The following is a 3,483-nucleotide window of genomic DNA, read 5'->3' on the forward strand; positions in this document are numbered from 1 at the left end:
AGCCCCCGGAGCGCCCACCCCCGGAACCGCCCCCGGACCAACCCACCCTCCCGAGAGCCCACCCCCCAACCAAAGCCCCGCGCAGCGGCCCCCCCAGACGGCCCCGCCCAGTGGCCGCCCCGCCACCCCCCTTGTGGACTGGTCCTCGAACACCGTCCGGGTCAGTGAACAGAGCGGGGATCGATATGCGTTGGGGAACCGCAGCCGTCGTGGCGGCCGCCGCCGCCGGGGCCGCCGTCCTGGTCGTCGGCCGTCGGGCCTCCGAGCGGTTGGTCCGTCCGGGCGCGGGCCCGGCCGCCGACGGCCCGGATTCGGGGCCGGTGCTGGTGCAGAGCCTCGCGGCGGGGCGGGTGACGTTCAGTCGGCGTCCGGAGAGCCTGCGCCCCGGTCGCTGGGCGGTGGAGTGGGCGGACGGTGGGCACGCGGTGGTGGAGGAGGTCCTGCACAGTGACGCGCAGGGCGTCACCCGCCGGCTGGTCCGGGCGGACCGGGGCACCCTGACGCCCGGCACCGAGGTCCGCTTCACTCCGCGCGTGCACCTGGGCGATCCGACCTCGGCGCTCGGCCTGGCCTTCACCGACACGGTGGCCGACGGCGAGCTCGGCCCGCTGCCGGTCTGGCTGCTCGGCGGCAAGCGCGGTACCTGGGTGATCCTGGTCCACGGCCCGGAGGCGGACCGCCAGCAGGTGCTTCCGGTGCTGCCGGCCCTGCACCGCCTGGGTCTGCCGGCGTTGGTGGTCACCTACCGCGGCGACGAGGGCGCCCCGGCGTCCCCGGACGGCTACAGCCACTTCGGCGAGACGGAGTGGCGGGACGTCGAGTCGGCGATGCGGCTGGCCCTGGACCACGGCGCGGGCCGGGTGATCCTGTACGGCTGGTCGGTGGGGGCGACGACGGTGCTGCAGACGGCGGCGCGTTCGGCGTGGGCGCACGCGATCAGGGGGATCGTGCTGGACTCGCCGGTCCTGGACCTGCCCACGGCCGCCCGTCGGGACGCGGCCCGGGCGGGTTTCACCGGGGTCTCCGCCGAGCTCGGCGCGCTGGCGGCGGAGGGCCGTACCGGCGTCGACCTGGCGGACTCCTCACGCCTGGCGGAGGGCGCGGACCTGCGGGTCCCGACCCTGGTGCTGCACAGTCCGGACGACACGCTCGCGCCGATCGGCACGGTGGAGCACCTGGCCGCGGCCCGCCACGACGTGGTGAACCTCCAGCGCTTCCCGGGTGCCGAGCACGCGGCCCTCTGGAACTCGGCGCCGGACCACTACACCGAACTCCTCCGCCGCTGGCTGACCCCGCTCCTCTGACCCACCCCCTCTGACCCACCCCCTCCGGCCCTCCCCTCCGGCCCCCCCTGACCCGCCCTCAGGGGCAAACATTGCTCCCGAAAACCCACCCCAAGCCCGTCAGCAGCTCCCTTCCCCTCCTCACCCCCCGGGGGGGGGGGGGGGGGGGCCCCCCCGCCGCGGGGCGCCGGCCGGGCCCCCCCCCCCCCCCCCCCCACCCCCGCCGCGCGCGGGGGCACCAGCGCCCCCCCCCCCCCCCCCCACCGCCCCACCCGATCCAGACCCAACACCACCACCACACCCCCCTCTCTCCCCCCCCGGCTATTTGTGGGCCCGCCGCGCCCCCCCCGCAGGCACATGCCACCTGGCCGGATCGCAGTCCTCCACTTGCACCGCGCCCCACCCCTCCCGCCCCCGTGAAACCACCCACAGGCCCCGTCCCCACACGCAGCGTGACGCCCCGCCGCCCCCTGGCATGACCCCGCCACACGTTTCCGGCCAGGCGGTTTGCCTCTGTTGCCCGATCTTGCGGAGGTGCCGCCCCCGGTCGAGCGGTCGTACGGGCAACCGGATGTGACAGAAGGCCGGTACAAGGGGAAGACTGCTCGACGTGACGTCTCGGAACCCGCGCGACCGTGATGCCCCGCTCCCGCCGACGATCGGTACCGGTGCGACGGTGACCCGTCTCCCAGGTACGGCCCAACGGCCTTCCGGCGGCAGGCCGGGCGGGGCCGCCGTACCCCGGCGCCGTGGGCCCGCGCCGGCCCCCGGCCGGGGCCGGGTTCCGGTGCCGGAGGGCTTCCCCGCGCCGGCCGAGCTGGCGCCGCTGGCCCGTCGGATGCTGGTGGACGCCGTCCGGATCGCCCGTTGGGCCGGGGAGCTGGCGGAGGTCGACAAGCGCGGCGAGCTGCTCCCGGACGACGCCCGCGACGCCGGCCGGGCGCTGGCCATGACGGTCGGCGCGGCGGTCAAGGCCTGGGGCCAGGCCCTGCTGGTGGGCCTGGTGGAGGCCCGGGACGGCGGAGCGGGCCCCGGTTGGCGCCTGCACGCCTGGGAGCACGACGACGAGGCCGTGGTGCGCGGCTGGTCCGGGCTGTTCGACGCCTGGACGCTGCTCGCCCCGGTCCCGCCCGCCGCGCTGCGCGGGGTGTTCGCGGTCCTGGCCGGCCAGGCCGTGGACCAGGCCCCGCAGTTGCTGTCCTTCCTGCACCTGGTGGACGGCCCGGTGGCCGAGAGCGAGCTGCTGGAGCTGCTGCGCCGCGGCCTGGACGAGCGCCGGGTCGGCGCCGGGCTGGGCAACCCGGGCCTGTCGCCGGTGCCGCACGCCGCCTCGGCGGTGTCCGCCGTCCGCGGCACCTGCCGGGCGCCGCAGATCGACACCCCGGCCGCCGTCTCCGACGTGGCCGCGGTGCTGGACTGGATGCTGGACGGCCTGACGGCGGTCGGCGCCGTGGTGCGCCGCGACGACGCCGCCGAGCTGTCCCCGCTGGGCCACTGGGCGGTGCGGGCGAAGCTGGAGGAGATCTGCACCGTCGCCCAGACCGCGGCCGGGCACATCGAGCAGAGCGCCTTCGAGCTGCTGAACGCCTGCGCGGACTACTCGCCGGGCCCGGCCCGGGCGGAGTTCCGCGCCTGGGTGGCGGCCCGCCCGGCGGACCGCGCGGTGGCCGAGCTGCTGGACGCGGCCCAGGGTGACGACGCGCTGGTGCGCGGTCTGGCCTTCGAGGCGCTGCGGGTGGCGGGCGGTCCGGCCGAGCAGGCGGTGCGGGCGGCGGTGGACGAGCCGGTGCTGCGCCCGTACGCGCTGCTCTGGCTGGCCGAGCGTTCGGACGAGGGGGTCGCCCCGGCGGACGTGCTGGGCGCCGAGGACGCGGCCTGGCTGTGGGTGGACACGGCGGCGGCGGTGCTGGACCACGGCGAGACGGAGCTGCTGGTGGGGCACGTCGAGGGCGCCTCGGCGGGTGACCCGGTGCGGCTGTTCGCCCGGGCCCGGCAGTCCGGGCACCCGCGGGCGGCCTCGGTGCTGACGGCGGTCTCCGGCGTCCACCCGGACCCGGGCGTGGCCCGGGCGGCCCGCCGCTCGGCGTTCAGCGTCCACACCGGCGGGGCCTAGGGCCTGTCCGGCGGATCTTGGCAGATCAGCGCGCGGCGTTGGGCGCCCGGCTGGGCGTGCGCCCGAGTCGGCCTCGTACTGGACGTA

At 77.5% G+C, this 3,483-nt stretch carries 2 protein-coding genes; both read left to right on the plus strand.

All coding sequences use genetic code 11. The features are described from left to right. The first annotated feature begins 185 nt into the window (after positions 1–185). Positions 186–1,304, plus strand: a complete 1,119-nt coding sequence (locus tag ACFWXO_RS45095) for an alpha/beta hydrolase family protein (RefSeq protein ID WP_380533009.1) — start codon at positions 186–188, stop codon at positions 1,302–1,304. A gap of 766 nt (positions 1,305–2,070) precedes the next feature. After that, positions 2,071–3,396, plus strand: a complete 1,326-nt coding sequence (locus ACFWXO_RS45100; protein WP_375897403.1) for a hypothetical protein — start codon at positions 2,071–2,073, stop codon at positions 3,394–3,396. Positions 3,397–3,483: the final 87 nt, after the last annotated feature.

Source organism: Kitasatospora sp. NPDC059088, assembly GCF_042738155.1.
GTDB lineage: Bacteria > Actinomycetota > Actinomycetes > Streptomycetales > Streptomycetaceae > Kitasatospora.

Excerpts from the sequence above, each read along its gene's own strand:
- ACFWXO_RS45095 (WP_380533009.1), top strand. The coding sequence starts at position 186 with ATGCGTTGGGGAACCGCAGCCGTCGTGGCGGCCGCCGCCGCCGGGGCC.